The organism is Streptacidiphilus sp. MAP5-3, assembly GCF_041262505.1.
Lineage (GTDB): Bacteria > Actinomycetota > Actinomycetes > Streptomycetales > Streptomycetaceae > Streptacidiphilus.
The window spans coordinates 17,772-39,676 of record NZ_JBGCCL010000007.1 but is presented as its reverse complement, the minus strand read 5'-3'; the positions used below and the strand labels follow the sequence as shown (position 1 = coordinate 39,676).

The following is a 21,905-nucleotide window of genomic DNA, read 5'->3' as shown; positions in this document are numbered from 1 at the left end:
TCACAGAAGATCAGCTTGTTCACAATGCCAATCCTTGTTCATATATATGGACGCCGCTCCCTTGACCCGGGTCGAATGGCGCGCTTACGCTTTCCCGCGTTCAGATCCATATACGCTGACCATGTACATGGATCTGCTGTGTTCCCGTGCCACCGAAGGGATCCACGACCTTGTCCTCTCCCGCCTCCCGGCCCGACTCCACCCAGCCCCTGGCCGCCCGCCTCGACGGACTGCTCTTCTTCCCGGTCACCGCCTTCGACGACTCCGGCGCCTTCGACCCGGTCGGCTACCAGGGGCATGTGGAGGCGCGGCTGGAGGACGGCCCCGGCGCCGTCTTCGCCGCCTGCGGAACGGGTGAGTTCCCCGCCCTCGCGCCCGCCGAGTACGAGCAGGTGCTGCGGGTCGCCGTCCGTGCGGCGGGCGGCCGGGTCCCGGTCGTCGGCGGCACCGGCTACGGCACCGCGCTCGCCCTCGACTACGCCCGCGCCGCCGAACGCGCGGGTGTGGACGGCCTGTTGGTGCTTCCTCCGTACAGCGCCGACGGCGGCCAGGACGGGCTGCTGCGCCACTACACGGCCCTCGCCGCCGCGACCCCGCTCGACCTCGTCCTCTACCAGCGTGACCAGGTGGCCTTCGCCCCGGACACGGTCGCGGAGTTGGCGACGGTGCCGAACATCGTCGGCTTCAAGGACGGACGCGGCGACCTGGACCTGATGCTCCGTATCGTCAGCGCGGTGCGCACCTCCGGCGTGGGCGAGGACTTCCTCTTCTTCAACGGCATGCCCACCGCCGAGATGACGCAGCAGGCCTATCGGGCGATCGGCGTCCCGCTCTACTCCTCCGCGCTGTTCTGCTTCGCCCCGGACCTCGCCCTCGCCTTCCACCGGGCGCTGGAGAAGGGCGACGCGGCCACACTGACCACGCTCACCGACGTCCTGCTCCGCCCCTACGTCGAGCTGCGCCGCCAACGGCCGGGCTACGCGGTCTCGTTGGTCAAGGCCGCGACCCGTGCGGCCGGGCACGCCGTCGGCGGCGTCCGGGCGCCGCTGACCGAGCCCGAGCCGGAGCACCTGCGCACGCTGCTGGACCTGCTCGCCCGCACCCGCCAGGCGCTCGGGTGAGCGCGGCGGCCGACCCTTGGACCGACATCGGGGCCGTGCCCGTCGGCGCCTACCTCTACCCGTGGGACGTCGTCGAGGACCCGGGCTGTGCGGACCGGGTCGCCGAACTCGGCATCCGCCGGGTCGCCCTGGCCGCCGCGTACCACAGCGTCCGGGCGCTGACGCCGCGTCACCCCGGGCACCGGGTGGTGACCGCGGACCACTCGGCGGTCTACTACCGCCTGGATCCGGCCCGTTGGGCGGACGGCGGAGAGCTCGAGCCCGCCCCGGCTTCCTGGATCGCCGAAGGAGCCTTCGAGCAGGCCGCGGCATCCCTCGCCGAAGCGGGCCTGGAGGTCTACGCCTGGACCGTGCTGGCGCACAACCAGCGCCTGGGGACGCTCCATCCCGACAGCGCGGTGGTCAACGCCTACGGCGACCGCTACCCGTGGGCGCTGTGCGTGTCCTCCCCGGCCGTCCGCCGCTACGGCGCGACGCTGGCGGCCGAGACCGCCGCGCTCCCCCACCTCGCCGGGCTGGAGCTGGAGTCCTGCGGCTGGTACGGCTTCGACCACCTGCACGCCCACGACAAGACCTCCGGCGTCGCCCTGCCGCCCGCCGCCCGCCTGCTCCTCTCGCTCTGCTTCTGCCGATCCTGCGCGGACGGCTACGCCGCCCACGGCGCGGAGCCCTGGCGCCTGCGTCGAGCCGTCCGCGAGTCCCTGGACGAGGTCTTCTCCGGGCGCGCCGGTGGCCGCCCGGACGATGCCACGCTCCCGCCCGAACTCGCTGACGCGGTACGGCGGATGCGCATCGCCACGGCCACCGCGTTCCGCGCCGGAGTGCTGGACGCCGTCCGGGCCGAGCGGCCGGGACTGCCCGTGCTGCTGCACACCCAACCCGACCCGCTCGCCGTCGGCGCGAACCCGGGCGCCGAGCCGGCCACGCTCCACGCCACCGCCGACGGCGCGATCCTGCCCTGCCCGGTGCGCGCGTCGTCCGCACTGGACGCCGTCCGGACGCAGGCGGGGCCCGGACGGCGGGTGGCCGCGACCGTCACGGCGGTGCGCGGCATGGGCGCGGACCTCGACGACCTGCCCGCGTGGTGCGCCGACCTCGTCGCCGCCGGGGCGACCGAACTGCGCTTCTACCATGCCGGATTGGCATCGGCCGCGGACCTTGCGGCGATCCGCGCGGCGGTGGCCGGGCTCACCGCCTGACCACCGCGCCTGACCACCGCCGCGCGCACAGACCGTCAGAAGCGCGGCGTGCGGCGCTCCCAGGCCGGGTCGGCGAGCACCATGCCGACCCGGTCGTCGCGGCTCCGGACGCCGCAGTCGAGGTACTGCTTGTGCAGCCGCTCCAACGCGTCGCGGTCCAACTCGACGCCCAGTCCCGGCCCCTGCGGCACGGCCAGCGACCCGTCCGACCAGATGAGCGCGCCGGGCCGGACCACGTCCTCGCGCTGCCACGGCGAGTGCGTGTCGCAGGCGTAGGTGAGGCCGGGGACGGCGGCGGCCAGGTGCGTCATCGCGGCCAGGGAGATGCCGAGATGCGTGTTGGAGTGCATGGAGAGGTCCCAGCCGAAGGTCTCGCAGATGCCCGCCAGCTTCAGGCTGGCCCGGAAGCCGCCCCAGTAGTGATGGTCCGTCAGCACGATGGCGACCGAGTTGAGCGCGGCGGCCTCCGGTACCTCCGCGAAGGAGGTGACGCACATGTTGGTGGCCAGCGGCAGCGAGGTCGACCTGGCCACCTCCGCCATGCCGGGGTTGCCGCCGGTGGGGTCCTCCAGGTACTCCAGCAGGCCCTCCAGCCGGGGCGCGATCCGCTTGGACGTCGCCACCGACCAGTTGGCGTTCGGGTCCAGCCGCAGCGGATGCTCGGGGAAGGCCGCCCGCAGCGCCTCGATCGCCTCGACCTCCGCCTCGGGCTCGAAGACACCGCCCTTGAGCTTGAGCGAGCGGAAGCCGTAGGTGTCCACCAGCCGACGGGCCTGGGCCACGATCCCGTCGGGGTCGAGCGCCGCGCCCCAGTCGTCGTCCGGGTAGCCGTCGGGGGCCGCGCCTTCGGGGTGCGCCGCCCAGCGGTAGAAGAGGTAGGCGCTGAACGGGACGGACTCCCGCACCGGGCCGCCGAGCAGGTCGCAGACCCGCAGACCGGTGGCCTTGCCCTGCGCGTCGTAGCAGGCGACCTCGAAGGCCCCGACCGTCTGCGCCACGGACTTCTCGCGCGACGCGGCGCCGATCAGGTCCGTCATGCCGACCGAGTCGACCGAGCCGCCCAGCGCCTTCGCCACGCGCGTACCGATGCCGTTGAGGTCGAACACCGAGAGCCCGACCAGCGCGGGCGCGGCGGCGCGGAGGTTGGCGAGCGTCGGGTCGTCTCCGTAGGCCTCGCCGAGGCCGGTGATCCCGGCGTCGGTGTGCAGTTCGATGACGGCCCGCAGCTGGTACGGCTGATGCACGCCGGAGGCGTTGAGCAACGGCGGGTCGAGCACCGCCACGGGCGTGACGACGACGTCGGTGACCTTGGGAGTACGCAACGACTGCCCCTTACGGCTGTATTCAGACATATGAACGCATCACATGGATATGAACAGCCTAGAACTGTGCCTCCGCCTGGGCAATGCCTGAGCCGTCGAGCAGTGCCGAAGCCGTCCAGCAGTGCCTGACCCGTCGGGGAACTCAGAGGTGCCGCGTCGCCAGCGCCAGCCGCTCCCGCGCGCCGATCAGCGCGTCCCGGATCATCTGCTCCCGCCCCGGCGTCAGCCGGGCGACCGGGACCGAGCAGCTGACCGCGTCGCGGGCCGGGGTGCGGTAGGGGATGTCGACCGCGAAGCAGCACAGCCCCAGGGTGTTCTCCTCCCGGTCCATCGCGTAGCCGCGCTCGCGGACCGTCCGCAGGTCCTCGATCAGCGCGGCGCGGGTGGTGTGGGTCCGCTCGGTCATCGGCTCCAACCGCTCGGGCAGCATCCGCTCCAGCTCGGCGTCGTCGTAGGTGGCGAGCAACGCCTTGCCCAGGGACGTCGCGTACGCGGGCAGCCGCCGGCCGACGCGGGTGAACGGGCGCAGGTAGTGCTGCGAGGCGCGGGTGGCCAGGTAGACGACGTCGGTGCCGTCCAGCCGGGCCAGGTGGATGGTCTCGGTGGTGTCGTCGGCGAGCCGGTCCAGCACCGGCCTGGTCGCGGCGACCACCTCGTCGCCGTCGATGTACGAGGTGCCGACCAGCAGCGCGCGCATGCCGATCCCGTAGCGGGTGCCGGTGACGTCGGTCTCCACCCAGCCGAGCTCGACCAGGGTGCGCAGCAGCATGTAGAGGCTGGACTTGGGGTAGCCCAGCGCCTCCTGGACCTCGGCCAGACTGTGCAGCCCGGGGCGTCCGGCGAAGAACTCCAGCAACTCGACCGTGCGCACCGCGGACTTGACGTTCGCACCGCCGCTCGCAGCGGTGGTTGCGGCGGTGCTGGACTGCGCCATCGAACGGCCCCCTCGGATTCGTACAGGTCTTCTGGAGAAGTTCACACACATGGACTGCGTTCAGCATAGACCGGAGTAGATGTTCATGCATATGAACTCTGTCCAACTCCTTGACTGGCTTCGGAAGAAGCCCTGTCATGTCATCCATGGACGAGACCGACGGGACAGACCCGACGACGATCCGTCGCGCGCAGCTGACGCGCCGACACCTCCTCAGCACCGGCGCCGCGGTGACCGGCGCCGCCCTCCTCGGCGCGGCTGCAGCCGCCGGACCGGCCGACGCCGCCGCTCCCCCTGCAACGCCGTCCCCGACTCCGACTCCGGCGACCACTCCGGCGCCCACTCCGACGTCGGACCCGTTCGACCAGCTGCGCGGCGTCTGGTCCGACATCCTCACCGGCGGCAGCGCGGTCGATCCGAGCGACCCCGACTACGCCGCCGCGATCGCGACCGTCGACGCCACGGCAGCGGCGGACATCGCGCTCTACGACGACTCCCCGAGCCCGGCGTCCGTCTACACCGACCTGCCGTTCACCCACGTCGAGAACGCCAGCGCCACCTACGCCCGGCTGCTGGCCGCCGCCGTCGCCTGGGGAACGCCCGGTTCGCGCTACCACCAGGACCCGGCCGTGGCGGCCCGACTGGTCCAGGCGCTGCGGCTGATCGGCACGGCGTACTACAACCCGTCCTCGGCCGAGGTCGGCAACTGGTACCACTGGGAGATCGCCGCACCGCAGAACCTGGTCAACACCTGCGCCGTACTCGGCACCCAGGTCCCGAGCGCCGATCTCACCTCCTACGTCGCCACCGTGGCCCACTTCGTGCCGGACCCCACCCACCAGCAGCAGGGCACCGTGGTCAGCACCGGGGCCAACCGCTCCGACCTGTGCCAGATCACCATCCTGCGCGGCATCCTGGCCAAGGACGGCACGCTGATCGCTCTCGGCCGCGACAAGCTCTCCGACATCTACCCCTACGTCACCGCCTCCGACGGCTACTACCGCGACGGGGGCTACATCCAGCACGGCAGCGTGGCCTACAACGGACACTACGCGTACGTGCTGCTGAACGACCTGAGCCAGCTGTCGCTGCTGCTGACCGGCTCGTCCTGGCCGATCAGCGACCCGGGCTTCGCGGTGATCCTCGACTCCGTCGACCTGACCTACGCGCCGTACATGTACGACGGGTTGGTGATGGACGTGGTGCGCGGCCGGTTCCTCTCCCGGCAGGGCGAGACCGACCACGACGCGGGGCACGACATCACCGAGGCGGTGCTGCGGCTGATCCCGGTCGGCTCGCGGGAGCAGCAGAAGCGCTGGAAGGCGCTGGCCAAGGGCTGGATCACCCGCGAGAGCTTCGCGCCGATCAGGGCCACCGCCTCGCCCGCCCGGATGGCGCTGGTCAAGTCGGTGCTGGACGACCCCTTGGTCCACCCGGCGCGGCAGGGGCCGAACCACGTCCAGCAGCCGTCGATCGAGCGCGCGGTCCACCGGCGCGAGGGCTGGGGTTGGGCGGTCGCGCTCTCCAGCGGCCGGATCGCCCGGCTGGAGGCGATCAACGGCGAGAACCAGCGCGGCTGGCACACCGGCGACGGCGCGACCTACCTCTACACGAACGACAACGGCCACTACACGGACAACTACTGGCCCACCGTCGACTGCACCCGGCTCCCCGGCGTCACCGCCGACACGCTGCCGCTCCCGAACAGCGCGGGCAACGGCACCTTGCCGCCGACCACCTGGGCGGGCGGCGCGGTGTTGGACGACCGGTGGGGCGCGGTCGGCCTGGACCTGGTGCCGTACGGCTCACCGCTGCGGGCGCGAAAGTCCTGGTTCTGCCTCGACGACTGCGTGGTGGCACTCGGCGCGGGCATCACCGGCAGCTCCGGCCACACCGTCGAGACCACGCTGGAGAACCGCAACCTGCACCCGACGGGCACCAACCGGCTGACCGTCGACGGCACCGCGCAGTCGACCGCACTCGGCTGGACGGCGGCGTTCCCGGCCGGCTCGGGCTGGGCGCACCTGGACGGCGTCGGCGGCTACGTCCAGCTGCCGGGCGGGACGTCGGACGGCACCGTGCTGCGCGCGCTGCGCGAACAGCGGACCGGCGCCTGGGCCGACATCGACAACGGCCCCAGCACCGGCGGAACCTCCACGCCCTACACCAACACCTACCTCACGCTCTGGCTCGACCACGGCGTGAACCCGACCGACGCGCAGTACGCCTACGTCCTGCTGCCCGGCGCGGACGCCCGCACCACCGCGCGGCGGGCGGCCCGTCCGCTGGTCGAGGTGCCGGCCAACTCGGCCGACCTGCAGGCGATCCGGGACCGGCAGCAGGACCTGACGGCGGCCAACTTCTTCACCGCCGGCACGGGCGTCGGCCTCACGGTCAGCGGTCCCGCCTCGGTGCTGGTGCGGCGCAGAGGAGCCGCGCTCTCGGTCGCGATGAGCGACCCCACCTGCACCCAGTCCACGCTCACCGTCACCGTGACCGGCTTCGGCCGGATCCGCGGCGGCTTCGGCGACGACCCAGGCGTCCGGGTCCGGGTGGCCGACGGCGCAGCGACGATCACGCTGGACCTCGCCCAGGGCCTGCCAGGCACCACCCGCACCGCCCGGCTCCGCCTGTGAGAGAACGGGTTCGGACCCCCGGCGGCGGTCAGAACTTGTCCGCCGCCGAGAGGATCGCCTCGCGGATGCGGACGTAGGTCCCGCAGCGGCAGATGTTCCGGATCTCGTCGAAGTCCGCGTCGCCGATCTCGTGGCCTGCGGCGCGCGCCTCCAGGACCTTGGCGACGGCCGCCATGATCTGCCCCGGCTGGCAGTAGCCGCACTGCGGGACGTCCATCTCCAGCCAGGCCTCCTGCATCGGGTGCAGGTCCTTGCCCACGGTGGCGGGCAGGCCCTCGATGGTGGTGACCTCGTCCGTCGACGCCACGTCGGAGACGGGGATGCAGCAGAGGTTCACCGCCTTGCCGTTGAGGTGGCTGGTGCACGCCTGGCAGACGCCGAGCCCGCAGCCGTACTTGGGCCCCCGCACGCCCAGGATGTCGCGCAGCACCCAGAGCAGGCGCACGTCGTCCTCGACGTCCACGGTGACCTGCTTACCGTTGAGGACGAAGGTGTGCTGGGGCATGAACGGAACTCTCCTTGTTCAGATCGTTCGAAGCAGGGCTGACGAGCCGTCAGTACGCGCGGCTGAGGCCGTCGGTGGGCGACTGCGGGATCGGCGGCACGGTGGGCAGCGGCGTGAAGCCCAGCGGCTGGTCGTGGTTGATCGGGAAGGTGGTGGGAAACGTCCCGGTCGCCCGCGCGTAGGCGCACGCCACGGCCGCCATCGACGCCGCCACACCGAACTCGCCGGCGCCGCCCGGCTGGCCGGTGGTCGGCGGCATCACCACGATCTCCAGGTCGTTCGGGACGTTCCACTGCCGGGTGTAGAAGTAGTTGTCCCAACTCCCCTCCTGGAAGACGCCGTTCGTAAGGTGCAGGGAGGAGCTCAGGGTCAGCGCGATGCCGTCCATGATGCCGCCCATCATCTGCGCCTTCAGGCCCAGCGGGTTGACGGCCAGGCCGACGTCGACGGCGCAGACCGCCTTGGTCACCCGCGGCCCGGTGTACGCGTCCGGGATCTTCCGGTCGACGGTCGCCGCCGTGCAGTCGATCTCCACCAGCATCGCGACGAAGCCGTGGTACTCCGCGTGCAGCGCGATGCCCTGGGCGGTGCCGGGGGCCATCGTCCGGCCCCAGTCGCCCTGCCGGGCCACCGTGTCCAGCACCGCGATCGCCCGCTGGTCCTTGAGGAAGGAGCGGCGGAACGCGTACGGGTCCTGGTTCATCGCGGCGGCCAGCTTGTCGACCACCAACTCCTGGGCGCAGCGCACGTTGGGCGAGTAGATGTTGCGCATGCTGCCGGTGTTGAAGCCCTTGTCGACCTCGCTGAGCAGCTGCGTCGTCACGCCGAAGTTGTAGGGCGTCTGCTGGGTCAGCTCGAAGATGGTCTCCGAGAAGCCGATGTCGCCGACCGGGAGCTTGGCGACCAGCGCGGTGATGATCTCACCGAGCCCGTGACTGAAGTCGGTCGCCACCGAGGTGTGTCGCTGCTCGTAACTGATCACCTCGCCGAGCGAGTAGGTCGCCCGGACCCGGGAGGTCGACATCGGGTGGCTGCGGCCCTGCCGGAAGTCGTCGGTGCGGTGCCACATCAGCCGGACCGGCTTGCCCATGGCCTTCGAGATCTCGGCCGCCTCGCGGGCCGCGTCGAAGAAGAGCTTGCGCCCGAACGACCCGCCGCCCTGGACCACGTGGACGGTGACCGCCGAGACCGGCAGACCGAGGTCGGCCGCGATCGCCTCCTGCGCCACGATGGGCGACTTGAGCGAGGCCCAGATCTCCGCCCGGTCCGAACGGACGTCGGCGACCGCGCAGTTGGGCTCCAGCGCGCTGTTGCTGGCGAAGTGGAAGGTGAACCGCTCGTCGACCGCCTGCGTCAGCAGCGGCAACGGCGGTACGACCAGCGGCAGTTCGGCGGCGGCCAGCTCGGCGAGCACGGTGGCGTCCGAGGAGTGGTCCTCCGTCCCCGGGCCCCAGGTGACCTGCAGCGCACGCACCGCGTCGATGCACTGCCCGAAGGTCGCGCCGCGCACGGCGACGCCGGTGGAGATCACGGCCACGTCGGTGATCCCGGGCATGGCCAGCACGGCGCCCTGGTTCTGCACCGAGACGACCGTGCCGTTGATCGTCGGCGGACGGCACACCATGCTCGGAAGCGCGCCCTCGACCTGCAGGTCCATCGCGAACTGCTTGCGTCCGGTGACCGCGTCCAGCGCGTCGATCCGGCCCTGCGGCGTACCGACGAGGGTGAAGTCCTTGGCGTCCTTGAGCGTGACCGAGACCGCCGTCGTGCTCACCGAGGCTGCCGCCGTGGCGAGCTGACCGTACGTCATCTTCGCGCCGCTGGCTGCGGTCACCACGCCGAGGGCGGTGGTCAGCGTGTCGATCGGCTCGGCGAGCGCCAGCGCGGCGGCGTTGAGCAACCGCCCGCGCGCGATCGCGGCGGCGACCCGGATCGGGGTGAAGGTGGAGATGGTGGTGTTGGACCCACCGGTCAGCTGGTTGAAGAGCAGCTCCGGCCGGGCGTCGGCCAGGGTGATCCGGACCTGGCTCAGCGGGATGTCCAGCTCCTCAGCCACGATCATGGCGCTGGAGGTGGTGATGCCCTGCCCGACCTCGGCGCGGGGCAGGGCAAGCGTGGCGGTCCCGTCGGTGCCGAGCTGGATGCTGATCAGATTGGCCGTGGGCAGGGCCGCATCGGTCAGCATGTCGTTGAGGTCGTAGATCTCGGACGGCTCCGGCAGGGACGGGATGCCCGCCTCCGGGAGGCCCGACTCGGGCACGGCCGCGGAGGCGCGCTGCGGCGCCGCGACGCTCTCGCCGAACTGCGCGGCGACGGTCAGCGTCGACGCGGCGAGGACGTATCCCAGAAAGGTCCGCCGCCCGACACCCGGCGCCCCACTCCGCCCGTCCGTCCCCTGGTCGCCCATCAACGCCCCTCCGGCTTCGTCCACTTGACCCTGTTCCCACCCGTGCGACCCGATCCGAGCCGTACGCGCCGTGCGCCTCTTACGCGCCAGTAAGGTGTCGAACCTGGAGCTTTGCACAGTTGACGGCGTCGCGCCACGGCCCGTGCGATCTTCGGTCCGGCTCGGCGAAGTTCAACACGTGCCAGGCCCGCGGCCCTGGCTGTGATAGGCACGACCCGGGCCACCGCCGTGTCGTGAAGAGGGGAGCCGTCCGTGGACGACCGCGAGGAACTGAGCAGGCGCTTCGAGGAACAGCGGCCCCGGCTGCGGGCCGTCGCCTACCGGATGCTCGGCTCGCTCGCGGAGGCCGAGGACGCGGTCCAGGAGGCCTGGTTGCGGCTGGACCGGGCCGTGAACCGGACGGAGCAGGACCCCGAGGCCGAGCCGGTGGAGAACCTGGCGGGCTGGCTGACCACCACGGTCGGGCGCATCTGCCTGAACCTGCTGCGCTCACGCGAGCGCCGCCGCGAGGACGCCCTGGACGCGGCCGTGGTCGAACCCGCCGTCGGCCGTGAGGCCGCGCCGGAGCAGCGCCCGGCCGATCCGGAGCAGGAGGCGCTGCTGGCCGACGAGGTCAGCCTGGCCATGCTGGTGGTGCTGGACACACTCACCCCGGCCGAGCGGTTCGCCTTCGTGCTGCACGACATGTTCGCCGTCCCCTTCGACGACATCAGCCCGATGATGGAGCGCACCTCGGCCTCCGTCCGGCAGTTGGCCAGCCGGGCGCGGCGCCGGGTCAAGGGCGTCACCGTCGTCCCGCAGCCGGATCCGGACCGGCGACGGGAGGTGGTGTCGGCGTATCTGACGGCCTGTCGCGGCGGGGACTTCGAGGCGCTGGTCACCCTGCTGGACCCGGACGTGGTCATCCGCGCCGACGCGGCGGCCGGCCCGACCCCGCATCCGATCTCGCTCAGCGGCGCGCGGATCGTCGCCAAGGCGGCGCTCGGTTCCAAGGAGCGCGCCCAAGTCACCGAGGAGGCGCTGGTCGACGGCGGCTACGGGCTGGTCATGGCGCCGCTCGGCCGAATCGCGGTCGTGCTGACCTTCGGCTTCACCGAGGGCCCGGACGCACGGATCACCGGGATCAACGTGATCGGCGAGCCGGAGCAACTGCGGAAGTTGGAGCTTGGCGTCCTCGATCTCCCTGAGCCGTCAGAGAGCTGACACCCGGTCAGTTCCCTTGATCCAGGCCTCGGCGCGCAACCGCTTCAGCGTCTCGACGTCGGCGGCGTGCCCGAAGCCGGGCGCGGCGCTGCGGTCGGGCGTCTCCAGGATCAGCGGCACCCCGTCCGTCGCGGGGTGCCGGAACAGCTCCCGGAACGGCTCCGCGCCGATGTGGCCGTCGCCGATGTTGGCGTGCCGGTCCTTGCGCGCGCCGACCACGTCCTTGGAGTCGTTGGCGTGGATCAGCTTCAGCCGCCCCGGACCGAAGACCTCCTCCAGCAGGTCCAGCGCCTCCGTCACGCCGCCGGGCGCGGCCAGGTCGTGCCCGGCCGCGAAAGCGTGGCAGGTGTCCAGGCAGACGCCGAGCCGGGGATGGCGGTCCAGCGCGTCGGCGTAGGCGGCCAGGTCCTCGATCCGCGAGCAGAGCGACTGGCCCTGACCGGCCGTCGGCTCCAGCAGCAGCCAGGGCACCGCCTCGCCGCCCTGCAGCTCGTCCAACTCGTCCAACTCGTCCAAGAGCGGCCGCACGTCCGCGCGGACCTGGGCCATCGCCTCGGCCCGGCGCGATCCGCCGTCCGCGGTGCGGCCGACCGCCGAGCCGGTGTGGACCACCACGCCCAGCGCGCCGATCGCGTGCGCGCGCAGCAGTGAGTGCCGCAGCGAGTCGGTGGACCGCTCACGGGTCGCGGCCGTGTCCGAACCGAAGTTGATGAGGTACGGCGCGTGCACGTACGCGGGGATGCCGCGCTCCCGGCAGGCCTCACGGAACGCCCGGTCCTGGGCGGGATCGCCCTCGGGCGTGGCCCAGCCGCGCGGGTTGGCGACGAAGACCTGGACCGCCTCCGCCCCCATCCGCTCCGCGTAGGCGAGCCCGGTCCCGACCAGCCCGCGCCCCGCGACCGGGACGTGCGCCCCGATCGGGTTGCGTCGCCGCGCTGCCGGGTCGACCACGGGGGCGAAGGCAGCTGCGGAGGCGGATGCGGCGGTATTGGTGACGTCGTGCGGGGCGTGCATGCCCGCAGCATCCCACGCTCCGCAGGACGACCGGTTCCCGGGCCCGCCGCATGACGGATACGTGACGGATTCCCCGACCACGGCGTTCGCGGAGACTCGAAGCATCGGAACGAACGAGCCGAACCACCGAGAACCAACCGCAGAGAACCGGAGCCCGAGATGACCGCCTACGCCCTCGCCCTTGTCCACTCCGTCGAGTTCGGCCCGGACATCGTCGACTACCTCCGGCGGATCGACGCCACCCTCGACCCCTTCGGCGGCCGGTTCCTCATCCACGGCGGCAACGTCGAGGCCTTCGAGGGCACCTGGGACGACATCCGCGACGTGATCCTGATCGAGTTCCCGGACGAGGACAACCTCCGCGCCTGGCACGCCTCGCCCGCGTACCAGGAGATCCTGCCGCTGCGCACCCGCCACATGAACGCCGACGCCGCCTTCGTCGCGGGCGTCCCGTCCGGCTACCGAGGCGTCGACTCCCTCGCCCACTGACGGCGAAACGCTCACCCTCACCGAACGGAGACTTCAGGCACGCGTGGTATAGCTGTGCCATGAACGGATCCCTGAGCGCTTCCACGATCCACTTCCCCGGTCACGACGGGGACGAGATCGAGGGCTACCTGGCCCGCCCCGATGGCGACGCTTCGCGCGGCGGCGTGGTGGTCATCCACCACATGCCCGGATACGACCGGGCCACCAAGGAGATCGTCCGGCGCTTCGCCGAGATGGGCTACGACGCCCTCTGCCCCAACCTCTACTCCCGTGAGGCGCCCGGCGCGGCGCCGGACGACGCCGCAGCCGTGGCCCGCGCCAACGGCGGTGTGCCGGACGACCGCCTGGTCGGCGACGTCGGCGGCGCCGCCGCGTACCTGCGGGCGCTGCCGCACTCCAACGGCAAGATCGGCGTGATCGGCTACTGCTCCGGCGGTCGCCAGTCCGTGCTCGCCGCCTGCCACCTCGACCTCCAGGCCGCCGTCGACTGCTACGGCGCGTTCGTCACCCTCGACCCGCCGGCGGACTTCCCGACCTCGGCCCGCTCGCTGGTCTCCCAGCTGCCGCAGCTGCGCGCGCCGCTGCTGGGCCTGTTCGGCGCGGAGGACAAGTTCCCCTCCCCCGACCAGGTCGAGGAGCTGGACCAGCTGCTGACCAAGGACGACAAGCCGCACGAGTTCCACAGCTACGAGGGCGCGGGCCACGCGTTCTTCGCCGTGGACCGTCCGTCGTACAACGTGGCCGCGGTCAACGACGGCTGGGAGCGGATCGCCGCCTTCTACGCCGCCCACCTCGGTAACTGAGCGTTTGAGCAACTGAGCAGGAGTTCGGACCATGTGCACGTACACCACCGTCAAGGCCGAGATCGACGGCAGCGGCAAGGGGCCGGGCGGCTCCTGGCTCCACGTCACGGACGCGACGGTCTACTACGACCACCCCGTCCACGCGATGCACGAGCACACGCTCAACATCGACTTCGCCGACCCGTCCCGTGACCCGGCGTCCCGGGTCGCGCTGGAGCTGACGGCGGAGTCCGCGCGGCGTCTGGTCGCGGCGATCCAGGAGGCGCTGGCGGCGGTTCCGGAGGAACTGCTCACCTGAGCCGACAGGCTGAACCGCCGGGGGTGCGCGTCACGATGCGCACCCCCGGCGTTTTCCTGTGCTTTCTCATCCAGCCTTCATCGATACCGGCCCGCCACCGGGTATCAGCCAGGCAGCACCCCGTCAGCCGGACGGGGGCGAGCAGGGCAGGCGACTGACATGGGACCGTTCGGACCGTATGGACGCTACGGGGGCCCGCACCACGGGGGCCTGTGGATCTTCCCGGTGATCACGATGGTGATCTTCTGGGTGCTGCTGCTGATCATCATCGTGCTGCTGGTCCGCTTCATGGCCCGCCGCTCGCGCTGGAACGCGCAGCAGGCGCACCAGAGCGGACCCGGTACCGCCCCCGGACCGGGCGGCTGGCCCGGCCCGCCGAAGTGGGGTCCGCGCGCCCAGGCCGCGCCCAGCGCGGAACAACTGCTGGCCGAACGCCTGGCCCGCGGCGACATCGAGGTCGACGACTACTACCGCCGCCTCGCCGCCCTCCGCGGCGAACCACCACAGACCGAACCACCGATCCCACCGATACCGCCCGAGCCTCCGGCGACCACCTGACTCCGAACTGCTCCGGCCGAACTCCTACTTGAACCAGTAGCGGACGCCGTGGTGGTAGGAGCAGGTGCCCTGGGAGTGAGCGCTGTAGCTGATCGAGTAGTCACGGCACTGGGCGGTCTCCCACTTGTTCGCCGGACGCTGGCGGTGGGTCCAGCCACAGAGACCTGTGGTGTGGGAGACGCAGCGGTGAGCCGTGTTGGTGGCCGGCAGGCTGCCGCTCGCCGAGGCGGCAGCAGCGGGTGCGAGGGCGAGCGCGGCTGCGGTGGCGACGACGGCTATGGAACGACGGAGCAAGGCATCTCCTCGATGTCCGGATGTGCAGGATCCATGAAGATCATGTGATGAATCTGCACTCTTCCAGACCGCGCACCCCCGCACCGGCGCCGTTGCAACCTCGTGACCTTGGGTTTCCACGAGCGGTTTCCACGAGCGGTTTCCACGAGCCGGCGACCGACGGCTACGCCGAGCCCCGCTCCGCCGTCCCCGCCCGTGCGGCCAACGCCCGGGCCGCGCGCCGGACGCGCCAGGCGTGCGGGACGGGCGGGAACATGCGGCGCCCGAGGCTGCCCGCCTCGTCCTTGGTCCAGCCGAGGTTGTACTGGGCGAAGGCCAGGTTGGCCCGACCGGCCAGCGTCGCGAGCCGGTTGGCGCGCAGATGGGTGCTCACGGACCCGATCCGCACGACGAGCAGCCGGTCGCCGTCGGCGTCGAGCAGCACGATCCAGCGGCGATGGAAGAGCCCGACCTCCTCGACGACCTCGGCCAGGGTCGCGGGCCGGGGTCCGGGGCCCTCCGCCCGGAAGCCGTAGACGACCCCGCGCCGTACCCGGACCCGGAGCAGCTCTCCGTCCCAGTCCAGCGCCGGAAGCCGCTCGGCCGGGAACGGCAACCGGTGCTGCTTCGAGGCGGGATCCAACCGCAGCGGCTTACCCGGCGTGCCCGGCGCCGGCACGTGCTGCTGCGGCAGTTCGCCCCGGACCAGGCTGCGCCGCGGGTCGGCCAGTTCCTCCGTGACCCGGTCCAGCATCGCCGCGCGCCGCAGCTGACGCGGCATCAACCGCCACAGCGGCACGTCCAGCAGGGCGGGAAGGGGCGAGAGCAGCAGCATCCACAGGCCGACGGAGCCGGAGGCACGCGAGAGCTGGCCGAGGTGGTCGTAGCTCGCCATGCTCGCGGTGTCGGGCAGCCCGTCCTGGCGGTACGCGAACCACGCGTTGCCGAGCAGCCCGAAGCACGCACCGTAGAGTGCCGTCACCGACCCACGCCAGCAGACCCGGCGCTGCCGCAACCGCCACCGCAGCGCCGGAAGTTCGGCCCTCGGCGCACGCCAGACCCAGAGCGTCGCGGCGGTCAGCAGCAGGACCACCGCGATCGAGAAGTCCACGTTGTCGAGCGGGTCGGTGTCGTCGCCCGCCGGAAAGCAGAAGCCGATCCCGAGCAGCACGAAGAGGACCACGACCGCGATCCGCGCCCTCCGCCGCCGATACCGCACCCGCGCGCCCACCACCGACGCCAGCCTCCGCCAACTGCCCGCCACGACGCTCCCCTTCGTCCTTCACCGGCCCGCGCGCCTGCCCTCGTGCCTGCCTACGTGGGCCGGCCCGCGATATTCGGATGCCCCGCAGCGGGCCCCTTCCCTACACTCACCACGAACCGAACACACAGGAGACGAGAGGGGCCGGGCCATGCGTCAGCGTAGTGCCGACATGCTCTCCGTCCTCCGCCGGGCCGCCCGGTCCGAGGTGATTCTGGTGTCCTCGTCGCACCGGTCCCGGCTGCGCGGCCGGTACCGGACCCGGTGACGACACCCGCGTCCTGACACTCGAGTTCAGACACCCGAGTTCTGACGCCCGCGTTCAGACGCGTCCCGTCCCGGGCAATCGCGCCGTCCTGTCCAGGTATTCCCTGAAAGGCCAACGGCCGTGCGTACCACCCTGATCAGCAACCTCTCCCGCGTCCGCAACATCGGCATCCTCGCCCATGTGGACGCCGGTAAGACCACCGTCACCGAGCGCGTCCTCTTCCTGACCGGCGCGACCCACAAGCGCGGCGAGGTCCACGACGGCACCACCGTCACCGACTTCGACCCGCAGGAGCGCGACCGCGGCATCACCATCTTCGCCGCGGCGGTCAGCTGCGACTGGGACGGGCACCGGATCAACCTGCTCGACACCCCCGGCCACGTCGACTTCGCCGACGAGGTCGAACGCTCGCTCCGGGTCCTCGACGGCGCGGTTGCGGTCTTCGACGCCGTCGCCGGGGTCGAGCCGCAGAGCGAGTCGGTGTGGCGGCAGGCGGACCGGCACGGCGTGCCGCGGATCGCCTTCGTCAACAAGCTCGACCGCGCCGGGGCCGACCTCGACGCCGCGGTGGACTCCATCCGGCAGCGGCTGCACCCCAACCCGCTGGCGGTGCAACTGCCGATCGGTCAGGAGGACGCGTTCACGGGCGTGGTGGACCTGGTCCGGATGCAGGCGCTGCTCTGGCCGGGCGGCCCGACGGACGGCCCGACGGACGGGACTGCGGGCGGCCCGACGGGCGGAACGGCAGACGGAACGGTGGAGGGCATGCTCGTCACCCCGGTGCCCGAGCAACTGCGGCCGGAGGCCGAGGCCAGGCGTCACCGCCTCGCCGAGGCCGTGGCCGAGCTGCACCCGGTGGCCCTGGAGGAGTTCTGTGCCCTCGGCACCCTCTCCCCCGGGACGCTGAACGCAGCGCTGCGCGACCTCACCCGCAGCGGTGAGGCCGTGGTGGTGCTCTGCGGCTCGGCCTACCGCAACCGCGGCGTCGAGCCGCTGCTGGACGCCGTCGTGGCGTACCTCCCTGCCCCCTCGGACCTCCCGCCGGTCCGGGCTGCCGGGAGCGATGCCGGGGCCACCGACAGCACCGGGGAACGCCCGGCCGATCCGGACGCGCCGCTGGTCGCGCTGGTCTTCAAGGTCCACGCGGCGCCGACGGGACGGCTGACGTTCCTGCGCCTCTACGCGGGGACGCTGCGCCGGGGTGACACCGTGCTCGACACGGCCTCGGGCCGTACCGAGCGGGTGGGCCGGATCCTCCGCGTCCAGGCGGACCGGCATGTCGACGTGGCGCAGGCCGTGGCCGGCGACATCGTCGCCGTGATCGGTCCCCGTTCGGCACGGGCCGGGGCGACCCTGTGCGCGCCGAACGCGCCGCTGGTGCTGGAACCGCCGAGCGTGGCCGTCCCGGTGGTGACGGTCGCGATCGAGCCGCGCCGCTCCGCCGACGCCGACCGACTGGCGACGGCGCTGGCTCGGTTGATCGAGGAGGACCCGTCACTGTCGGTCCGCACCGATCCGGAGACGGGTCAGACGGTGCTGTCCGGGATGGGCGAACTGCACCTGGAGGTGGCGGCTACGAAGATCCGCAGGGAACGGGAGTTGGAGGTGGTCGTGGGCCGCCCGCAGGTGGCCTTCCGCGAGACGGTGACGCGTCCGGTCACCGGGCTGACCTACCGGCACGCCAAACAGGACGGCGGCTCGGGTCAGTTCGCCCAGGTGGTGCTGGACGTCGAACCGGCGGAGCAGGGCGAGGAGTTCGCCTTCTCCTCCGCCGTGGTCGGCGGCCGGGTCCCGCAGGAGTTCGTCCGCGCCGTCGAGGCGGGCTGCCGCGACGCGCTCGCGGACGGTCCCCTCGGCAGCCACCCGGTGACGGGTGTGCGGGTCACCCTGACCGACGGGGCGACCCATGTGAAGGACTCCTCGGAGTTGGCGTTCCGCACCGCCGGACGCCTCGCCCTACGCGAGGCGCTACGGCAGGCCGCGCCGATCCTGCTGGAGCCCGTGGTCGAGGTCACCGTGACCGTCCCGGACGACGCGGTCGGCGCCGTCCTCGGTGATCTGGCCGCCCGACGCGGCCGGGTGACCGGCGGGGCGGCGCGGACGGGCACGGCGGTGGTGACGGCGACGGTGCCGCTGGCCGAGCTCTTCGGCTACGCGACCCGGCTCCGCAGCCGCACCCAGGGCCGCGGCACCTTCACCAGCCGGCCCACCGGCTACGCCCCGGCGCCGTAACGCTGCGTGATCACCGGCCCGCCCCCTCCGACGGGGGCGGGCCGGTGACTTGACGGATTCTCACAAGTTCTCACAAGGTTCACGCATCCACCCCACATCGCCACCCCACACCCGTGCGTGGTGTGACAGACTGCTCACGGTTGGCAACCGGCAGGGTCATTCTGATATGACTTGGACATGTCACTCACGGTCCCTTCCATCCTGGCCGAAGGGCCCGCCGAGCGGGCCCTCGAGTCCCTTGGCCTGCCCCCGTACGCGGCAAGGGTCTACGCCGCGCTGGCCCGCGTCGCGCAGGCCACGGCGGCCGAGTTGTCGGAGGAGGCTCGGGTGCCCCGGCAACGCGTCTACGACGTGCTGGAGTCACTGATCGACCAGGGCCTGGTGACCAAGAGCCCGGCCAAGCCCGCCGTCTTCCACGCAGTGGACCCCCTCGACGCGAGCGCCGTGCTGCTCGGCGCGCAGCGGGAGAACCTGGTCCGGCTGGAGTCGATCGCCGCCGACCTGGTGGCCGACCTGCGCCGGGCCTGGCAGTGCGCCCGCGCCGCCGCCCGCCGCGCGGGACGCCGGGACACGAAGGCCGCCGCCGTCGACGCAGACCGGGACACCGGACGGATCGCGCTGGCGCGCATGGAGCACTGGCGGGACTACGCGATGCACTCGGTCCTGGCCACCGCCCGCCCGCCGTTCGAAGGCCTCGACGACCCGGACTGGATCCGCCGGGTCCGTACGCTGACCGGCTCGGGCGGGATCGTCCGCTGCGTCTACCACTCCGACCTGCTCGACGACCCCGCGCTCGTGCGCCAGGCCGCCGCCTACGTCGCCGCAGGCGAGGAGGCACGGGTCACCGACAGCGTGGAGACCCGGATGATCCTCACCGACAGCGCCCGCGCCCTGCTGACGCTCCCCGCCGCGGACCCGGCGACGGCCGGCGGCCCGGTGCTGTTGATCGATCTCCCGCCCGCCGTCGAGGAGTTGGCGGAGTCGTTCGCCCGCCTCTGGGACCACGCGACACCGTTCGCGGCGTAGCGCCCGCCTGCCCAGCCCGGCCCGGACTGACGTGCGCCGTCCGACGCGCGGCGCGCGGGCCGGGGGCGGGCGCGGGAGAATGGTGCGAGGGGTCTGCCCGTCCATCTGGGAGGACCCGATGAGAAGCCACTCGCGTTACCCCCGCTACGCGGCAACAGCAGCCGCGCTCGCCGCAGGCGCCTTCGTACTCGCGGCCGGAAGCGCGTCCTCGACGCCCAACGCCTCCAGCTCCGCCTCTGCCTACCCGTCGTCCAGTTCGATGTCGTCCACCTCGATGTCGTCCAGTTCCATGCCGTCCAGTTCCATGCCGTCCAGCTCGACGTCGTCCGGTTCCACGTCGTCCAGCCCGATGCCCGCGCCCTCGTCCAGCGGGAGCGGGTCCGGCACGACCACCACCACCCTGCGCCTCTACAGCGTCGCGGAGATGTCCAACCTGTACGCGCCCGACGGGACGGTGGTGACCAACCCGAGCACCGCGCCCACGCTCGGCAGCTACGTGGTGTCCACGGACACCGACTACCTCGGCAACCACACCTCGCACGGCTCCACCGCGGTCGGCACCGACCACCTCTACTGCCTGATCACCAAGGCTCCGGCCACCGCCACCTGCTCGGCCCAGATCGCCATGGCGGACGGGTCGATGCTGATCTCCGACAACTCCACGCAGAACCTGGCGACCAGCCAGAACTCCACTGCCCCGATGACCTTCCCGATCACCAGCGGCACCGGCAGGCTGGCGGGCGCCCACGGCACGGTGACGGTCACCCCGATCGCCAACAGCAGCAACGCCGACTTCACGGTCACCTACACGAAGTGAGCCACCCTCCAGGGGACGGGGCAGCCGCGCGGCTAGGCTCAGGATCATGGAGAAGCTGCGCTGTGCCGTCCTCGACGACTACCAGAACGTCGCACTGACCGCTGCCGACTGGTCCCCCGTCACGGACCGGGTCGAGGTGCGGACGGTGCGTCGGCACATCAGCGACCGCGAGGAGCTGGTCAAGGCCGTAGACGACTGCGAGATCGTCTTCATCATGCGCGAGCGCACGCCGTTCGACGCGGAGCTGTTCGCGCGCCTGCCCCGGCTGCGGTTGCTGGTCACCTCCGGGATGCACAACGCCTCGGTCGACCTCGACGCGGCGGCGCGGCACGGCGTCACCGTCTGCGGGACGGCCGGCTCCGCAGAACCCCCGGCCGAGCTCACCTGGGCGCTGCTGCTGGGCCTGGCCCGGCAGGTCACGACGGAGAACGACGCCCTGCGGTCGGGCGGTCCGTGGCAGCAGACGGTCGGCACGGACCTGTACGGCCGACGGCTCGGCCTGCTCGGGCTCGGCAGGATCGGCTCGCGGGTGGCCAAGGTGGGGCAGGCGTTCGGTATGGAGGTCTCCGCCTGGAGCCAGAACCTCACCGCGGAACGGGCCGGCGCGGAGGGCGTCGCGCTTGCCGCGAGCAAGGAGGAGCTGCTGGAGACCAGCGACTTCCTCTCCGTCCATCTGGTGCTGAGCGAGCGGACCCGCGGCCTTGTCGGCGCGCCCGAGCTGCGGCGGATGCGCCCCACCGCCTACCTGGTCAACACCTCGCGCGCGGCCGTCGTCCACCAGGACGCGCTGGCCCGGGCGCTCCGCGAGGGCTGGATCGCGGGCGCGGCCGTCGACGTGTTCGACATCGAGCCGCTCCCGGCGGACCACCCCTTCCGCACGCTGCCCAACCTGCTGGCGACGCCGCACATCGGCTACGTGACCGAGCGGAACTACACGCGCTTCTTCACCGAGGGAGTCGAGGACATCGCCGCCTTCCTCGACGGCGCACCCGTGCGCACGCTCGGCAAGGGCTGACCGCCCGGACACGGAACGGGCGCCGAGCGCTCAGGAACCCGACCCGCCCGACCCGCGCGACCACCAGTGCCGCTTCGGCCCCCGGTGCGAGACCGGCCCGTCGGTCAACCCCTCCGCACTGGGCGCGTCCGCGTTCGACGGGGCTCCATTCGACGCCCCCGCGTTCGACGCCGCCGACCTCGGCGGCGCGACCGGCCGGCCTGCGGCGTCCTTCGGCGGGTACAGGCCCTCGCGCTCGTACTCGGTGGTGGCGATCACCTCGATCAGCTGGTCCTCGCTCATGTCCTCCGAGCCGGGGACGTGCGGGACCAAGCCCATGAGCACGCCGTCCTGCAGCACCTCGGCCTCCAGGCCCAGCGCGTCGCTGCTGTCCCAGATCGCCTCGCCTTCGTCGTCGGGGAGCAGCACGCGCACCGCGTACGCGTACACGCCGAGGTCGGCGAGGTGGGCCATCACTCCGCGTGCCCGCAACGCGGCCACCAACCGCTCCGCCCGCTCCTGCTCCATCCCGGCACCGCCTCGGT

21 protein-coding genes are annotated in these 21,905 nt (G+C 72.1%); 12 read left to right on the top strand and 9 right to left on the bottom strand.

All coding sequences use genetic code 11. The annotated features are described in order from the left end of the window. Positions 1–170: 170 nt before the first annotated feature. Together ABH928_RS13225 and ABH928_RS13220 are read left to right on the top strand one after the other, a co-directional pair. A complete protein-coding gene (locus ABH928_RS13225) occupies positions 171–1,121 on the top strand; it encodes a 5-dehydro-4-deoxyglucarate dehydratase (protein ID WP_370065627.1) in 951 nt (316 codons plus the stop codon). After that, on the top strand, positions 1,118–2,320 hold the full coding sequence (locus ABH928_RS13220; protein ID WP_370065625.1) for a hypothetical protein: 1,203 nt from the start codon (positions 1,118–1,120) through the stop codon (positions 2,318–2,320). Before ABH928_RS13225 ends, ABH928_RS13220 begins: the two co-directional genes overlap by 4 nt. A gap of 35 nt (positions 2,321–2,355) precedes the next feature. Here ABH928_RS13220 and ABH928_RS13215 read toward each other — a convergent pair whose 3' ends face one another. Then, entirely contained in the window at positions 2,356–3,642 is a 1,287-nt protein-coding gene (locus ABH928_RS13215; protein WP_370065623.1) for a glucarate dehydratase family protein, read from the bottom strand. 142 nt (positions 3,643–3,784) lie between these two features. After that, positions 3,785–4,576, bottom strand: a complete 792-nt coding sequence (locus ABH928_RS13210) for an IclR family transcriptional regulator (RefSeq protein WP_370065621.1) — start codon at positions 4,574–4,576, stop codon at positions 3,785–3,787. Positions 4,577–4,713: 137 nt separating this feature from the next. On the opposite strand from ABH928_RS13210, the gene ABH928_RS13205 reads away from it, so the two are divergent. Continuing rightward, a complete protein-coding gene (locus tag ABH928_RS13205) occupies positions 4,714–7,212 on the top strand; it encodes a polysaccharide lyase 8 family protein (RefSeq protein WP_370065619.1) in 2,499 nt (832 codons plus the stop codon). Between the two features lie 28 nt (positions 7,213–7,240). Here the strand turns inward: ABH928_RS13205 and ABH928_RS13200 are convergent, their stop codons facing one another. Together ABH928_RS13200 and ABH928_RS13195 are read right to left on the bottom strand one after the other, a co-directional pair. After that, complete coding sequence (locus ABH928_RS13200; RefSeq protein WP_370065617.1) at positions 7,241–7,717, bottom strand: (2Fe-2S)-binding protein; 477 nt, start codon at positions 7,715–7,717, stop codon at positions 7,241–7,243. Positions 7,718–7,766: 49 nt separating this feature from the next. Beyond that, positions 7,767–10,124, bottom strand: coding sequence for a molybdopterin cofactor-binding domain-containing protein (locus ABH928_RS13195; protein ID WP_370065615.1), 2,358 nt, complete (start codon positions 10,122–10,124; stop codon positions 7,767–7,769). A 252-nt stretch (positions 10,125–10,376) separates the two neighbouring features. On the opposite strand from ABH928_RS13195, the gene ABH928_RS13190 reads away from it, so the two are divergent. Continuing rightward, a complete protein-coding gene (locus tag ABH928_RS13190; protein ID WP_370065613.1) occupies positions 10,377–11,327 on the top strand; it encodes a sigma-70 family RNA polymerase sigma factor in 951 nt (316 codons plus the stop codon). Here the strand turns inward: ABH928_RS13190 and ABH928_RS13185 are convergent. Continuing rightward, a complete protein-coding gene (locus tag ABH928_RS13185; protein ID WP_370065611.1) occupies positions 11,316–12,341 on the bottom strand; it encodes a deoxyribonuclease IV in 1,026 nt (341 codons plus the stop codon). The genes ABH928_RS13190 and ABH928_RS13185 overlap by 12 nt on opposite strands. A gap of 159 nt (positions 12,342–12,500) precedes the next feature. On the opposite strand from ABH928_RS13185, the gene ABH928_RS13180 reads away from it, so the two are divergent. The 4 genes from ABH928_RS13180 (at position 12,501) to ABH928_RS13165 (ending at position 14,489) form a co-directional block, all read left to right on the top strand. Next, positions 12,501–12,830 carry a DUF1330 domain-containing protein gene (locus tag ABH928_RS13180; RefSeq protein ID WP_370065609.1) on the top strand — a complete coding sequence of 110 codons (330 nt, stop codon included), beginning with the start codon at positions 12,501–12,503 and terminating at the stop codon, positions 12,828–12,830. A gap of 59 nt (positions 12,831–12,889) precedes the next feature. Continuing rightward, complete coding sequence (locus ABH928_RS13175; protein ID WP_370065607.1) at positions 12,890–13,633, top strand: dienelactone hydrolase family protein; 744 nt, start codon at positions 12,890–12,892, stop codon at positions 13,631–13,633. Between the two features lie 31 nt (positions 13,634–13,664). Then, the gene (locus ABH928_RS13170; protein ID WP_370065605.1) at positions 13,665–13,931 is read left to right on the top strand and encodes a DUF6295 family protein; all 267 of its coding nucleotides are present in this window, start codon (positions 13,665–13,667) and stop codon (positions 13,929–13,931) included. A gap of 159 nt (positions 13,932–14,090) precedes the next feature. Next, positions 14,091–14,489 carry a hypothetical protein gene (locus ABH928_RS13165; protein WP_370065603.1) on the top strand — a complete coding sequence of 133 codons (399 nt, stop codon included), beginning with the start codon at positions 14,091–14,093 and terminating at the stop codon, positions 14,487–14,489. Positions 14,490–14,513: 24 nt separating this feature from the next. Here the strand turns inward: ABH928_RS13165 and ABH928_RS13160 are convergent, their stop codons facing one another. Further along, positions 14,514–14,783 (bottom strand): hypothetical protein, encoded by a 270-nt coding sequence (locus ABH928_RS13160; RefSeq protein WP_370065601.1) that lies wholly within the window; start codon positions 14,781–14,783, stop codon positions 14,514–14,516. A gap of 163 nt (positions 14,784–14,946) precedes the next feature. Continuing rightward, positions 14,947–16,026, bottom strand: a complete 1,080-nt coding sequence (locus tag ABH928_RS13155; RefSeq protein WP_370065599.1) for a hypothetical protein — start codon at positions 16,024–16,026, stop codon at positions 14,947–14,949. A gap of 385 nt (positions 16,027–16,411) precedes the next feature. Between ABH928_RS13155 and fusA the strand changes: the two genes are divergently transcribed. Further along, positions 16,412–18,523, top strand: a complete 2,112-nt coding sequence (fusA, locus tag ABH928_RS13150; RefSeq protein WP_370065597.1) for an elongation factor G — start codon at positions 16,412–16,414, stop codon at positions 18,521–18,523. A 177-nt stretch (positions 18,524–18,700) separates the two neighbouring features. Continuing rightward, the gene (locus tag ABH928_RS13145) at positions 18,701–19,549 is read left to right on the top strand and encodes a TrmB family transcriptional regulator (protein WP_370065595.1); all 849 of its coding nucleotides are present in this window, start codon (positions 18,701–18,703) and stop codon (positions 19,547–19,549) included. A gap of 240 nt (positions 19,550–19,789) precedes the next feature. Here ABH928_RS13145 and ABH928_RS13140 read toward each other — a convergent pair whose 3' ends face one another. Next, positions 19,790–19,936: a hypothetical protein gene (locus tag ABH928_RS13140; protein ID WP_370065593.1), complete on the bottom strand. Its 147-nt coding sequence runs from the start codon at positions 19,934–19,936 to the stop codon at positions 19,790–19,792. Between the two features lie 37 nt (positions 19,937–19,973). Between ABH928_RS13140 and ABH928_RS13135 the strand changes: the two genes are divergently transcribed. After that, positions 19,974–20,366 (top strand): hypothetical protein, encoded by a 393-nt coding sequence (locus tag ABH928_RS13135; protein WP_370065591.1) that lies wholly within the window; start codon positions 19,974–19,976, stop codon positions 20,364–20,366. A 46-nt stretch (positions 20,367–20,412) separates the two neighbouring features. Continuing rightward, positions 20,413–21,381: a D-2-hydroxyacid dehydrogenase family protein gene (locus ABH928_RS13130; protein WP_370065589.1), complete on the top strand. Its 969-nt coding sequence runs from the start codon at positions 20,413–20,415 to the stop codon at positions 21,379–21,381. A 30-nt stretch (positions 21,382–21,411) separates the two neighbouring features. On the opposite strand, the gene ABH928_RS13125 is transcribed toward ABH928_RS13130, so the two are convergent. Further along, positions 21,412–21,888, bottom strand: coding sequence for a hypothetical protein (locus ABH928_RS13125; RefSeq protein ID WP_370065588.1), 477 nt, complete (start codon positions 21,886–21,888; stop codon positions 21,412–21,414). Positions 21,889–21,905: the final 17 nt, after the last annotated feature.

Bases quoted from the DNA above. Each gene is read 5' to 3' on its own strand.
- ABH928_RS13200 (WP_370065617.1), bottom strand. From the start codon at position 7,717: ATGCCCCAGCACACCTTCGTCCTCAACGGTAAGCAGGTCACCGTGGAC.
- ABH928_RS13135 (WP_370065591.1), top strand. From the start codon at position 19,974: ATGTCCAACCTGTACGCGCCCGACGGGACGGTGGTGACCAACCCGAGC.
- ABH928_RS13210 (WP_370065621.1), bottom strand. From the start codon at position 4,576: ATGGCGCAGTCCAGCACCGCCGCAACCACCGCTGCGAGCGGCGGTGCG.
- ABH928_RS13175 (WP_370065607.1), top strand. From the start codon at position 12,890: ATGAACGGATCCCTGAGCGCTTCCACGATCCACTTCCCCGGTCACGAC.
- ABH928_RS13145 (WP_370065595.1), top strand. From the start codon at position 18,701: ATGTCACTCACGGTCCCTTCCATCCTGGCCGAAGGGCCCGCCGAGCGG.
- ABH928_RS13180 (WP_370065609.1), top strand. From the start codon at position 12,501: ATGACCGCCTACGCCCTCGCCCTTGTCCACTCCGTCGAGTTCGGCCCG.
- ABH928_RS13205 (WP_370065619.1), top strand. From the start codon at position 4,714: ATGTCATCCATGGACGAGACCGACGGGACAGACCCGACGACGATCCGT.
- ABH928_RS13165 (WP_370065603.1), top strand. From the start codon at position 14,091: ATGGGACCGTTCGGACCGTATGGACGCTACGGGGGCCCGCACCACGGG.
- ABH928_RS13195 (WP_370065615.1), bottom strand. From the start codon at position 10,124: ATGGGCGACCAGGGGACGGACGGGCGGAGTGGGGCGCCGGGTGTCGGG.
- ABH928_RS13170 (WP_370065605.1), top strand. From the start codon at position 13,665: ATGTGCACGTACACCACCGTCAAGGCCGAGATCGACGGCAGCGGCAAG.
- ABH928_RS13185 (WP_370065611.1), bottom strand. From the start codon at position 12,341: ATGCACGCCCCGCACGACGTCACCAATACCGCCGCATCCGCCTCCGCA.
- ABH928_RS13125 (WP_370065588.1), bottom strand. From the start codon at position 21,888: ATGGAGCAGGAGCGGGCGGAGCGGTTGGTGGCCGCGTTGCGGGCACGC.
- ABH928_RS13130 (WP_370065589.1), top strand. From the start codon at position 20,413: ATGGAGAAGCTGCGCTGTGCCGTCCTCGACGACTACCAGAACGTCGCA.